Source organism: Streptomyces sp. 13-12-16 (assembly GCF_002114215.1).
Lineage (GTDB): Bacteria > Actinomycetota > Actinomycetes > Streptomycetales > Streptomycetaceae > Streptomyces.
Window position 1 is genome coordinate 2,845 of sequence record NZ_NCTE01001240.1, and the last position, 1,035, is coordinate 3,879.

General features: G+C 75.8%; 1 protein-coding gene. It reads left to right on the forward strand.

Annotated elements, in window-relative coordinates; genetic code table 11:
* Positions 1-1,035, forward strand: a 1,035-nt coding sequence (locus tag B7767_RS38620) for an alkaline phosphatase family protein (RefSeq protein WP_179167478.1), incomplete at both ends; no start/stop codon positions are given.

The following is a 1,035-nucleotide window of genomic DNA, read 5'->3' on the forward strand; positions in this document are numbered from 1 at the left end:
TGTCCGCCGTCGCCTCCGCCACCGGCGCCGCCCTGGCCGTGCGCGACGACGACGCCTACCGCCGCCGCCTCTACCGCCTCGCCGACCGCAGACGGGGCTCCGCCCCGCCCTGCCCCGCCACCCCCGGCACCGTGTTCCTGCAGCTCGACGGCGTCGGCCACGACGTGCTGCTGGCCGCCGTCGACAAGGGACTCATGCCCACCGTCGCCCGCTGGCTGGGCACCGGCACCGGCGGCGACCGCCCCTCCCACCGCCTCACCCCCTGGCGCACCGACTGGTCCAGCCAGACCGGCGCCAGCCAGCTCGGCATCCTGCACGGCAGCAACCACGACGTCCCCGCCTTCCGCTGGTACGAGAAGGCCCGCCGCGAGGTCATGGTCTGCAACCGGCCCACCAGCGCCGCCGAACTCCAGGCCCGCGCCATCGAGTACTCCGGCCACGCGGGACTGCTCGCCACCGACGGCGCCAGCCGCGGCAACCTCTTCAGCGGCGGCGCCGACGAACAGGCCCTGGTGCTCTCCATCGCCACCCGCCGCCGCGGCCCGGCGGCCCGCTCCCGCGCGGGCTACTTCGCCTATTTCTCCGACCCCGCCAACGCCGTGCGCACCGCGCTGTCCTTCGTCGCCGAGGTGGGCCGGGAGATCGGCCAGTCCACCCGGGCCCGGCTGCGGGAGCAGCGCCCGCGCGTCTCGCGCGGCGGGCTCTATCCGTTCGTACGGGCCTTCGCGACCGTCGTCGAACGGGACGTCGTCGTCGCCGCCGTGACGGGCGACCTGCTGGCCGGCCGCACCGCCGTCTACGCCGACCTGGTCGCCTACGACGAGGTCGCCCACCACTCCGGGCCCACGAGCCGGGACACCGACAAGGTCCTCCAGCGCCTCGACCGCGCCCTCGCCCTGATCGAGAACGTCGCCGAGCACGCCCCCCGCCCCTACCGGATCGTCGTCCTCTCCGACCACGGGCAGAGCCCCGGCGAGACCTTCCGCTCCCGCTACGGCCTCACCCTCGGCGACCTGGTGCGGGCCGGCTGCGGAC